The organism is Oleiphilus sp. HI0066 (genome assembly GCF_001635725.1).
In genome coordinates this window covers 1-927 of sequence record NZ_LWFH01000132.1, presented here as the reverse complement: position 1 = coordinate 927, position 927 = coordinate 1, and the positions used below count along the sequence as shown (strand labels likewise).

The following is a 927-nucleotide window of genomic DNA, read 5'->3' as shown; positions in this document are numbered from 1 at the left end:
GAGCAATATCACGAACAATTGATGCTTCAACAAGGAAAAGGCGCCGACCAACTAAAATGGGGCCTTAGAGTTAAAGGCATTGATCTGATGGCAGACATCAGTACTCAAATGGTTTTACAAAAAATCGACGCCCTACTTTGCGCTAAAGGTTAAGCAAGTATGGATTTGTGGATTTGGCTGCTTGCTGCACTGAGCTTATTTGTCGGATGCTGGATTCAGACTGCATTGGGCTTTGGAATGGCTGTGATTGCCGCACCTATTATTGTCATCCTTAACCCTTTATGGGTTCCCGTGGCACTCACCTTATGCGCGCTATTCTTGAGCGTTCTCAACACCTGGAATCAGCGCGAATACATCGAATATCGCGCCTTAGCGCTGCCTTTTATTACAAGAATCCCCGGTACGATATTAGGTGCATGGTTACTACTTCAACTCGATATTTTTGCCCTTCAACTGTTTGTCGCCGGATGCGTTTTTGCGGCGGTAATCATTTCTTACTATGGCAAGCAGTTTGATTACACCCCAAGACGAATGGGGCTTGCAGCATTTATCAGTGGAATAATGGGAACGACGACGTCCATTGGTGGACCGCCTATGGCCTTAGTCATGCAGCACGGAAAGCCTCAAAACATACGCGCAAACCTGTCGATATATTTTGGTTATAGCTGCACAATCAGCATGATTTCCTACGCCTATATCGGCGTATTAAATCAGCAGCTACTATAGAAAGTCTTAGTTTTTTGCCGGTATGCCTATTAGGTTTCGTACTTGGGGTAAAAGCGAGGCCATACATCGATGACAACAATCGATTCAGACCATTGCTGCTTAGCTTATGCTCGATCGCAGCACTTATCGCTTTTATTGGCGCGTTACTTTATGAATAGCCTAATGCTTTCTCGAGAGGAAATTTTCCTCTTACAAAGATAC

General features: G+C 44.7%; 1 protein-coding gene. It reads left to right on the top strand.

Features of this window, described 5'->3' with window-relative positions; all coding sequences use genetic code 11:
* Positions 1–159: 159 nt before the first annotated feature.
* Positions 160–726 (top strand): sulfite exporter TauE/SafE family protein, encoded by a 567-nt coding sequence (locus A3738_RS02395; protein ID WP_068763317.1) that lies wholly within the window; start codon positions 160–162, stop codon positions 724–726.
* The last annotated feature ends 201 nt before the right edge of the window (positions 727–927 follow it).

Coding starts and splice junctions, on each gene's coding strand:
- A3738_RS02395 (WP_068763317.1), top strand. CDS start 160: ATGGATTTGTGGATTTGGCTGCTTGCTGCACTGAGCTTATTTGTCGGA.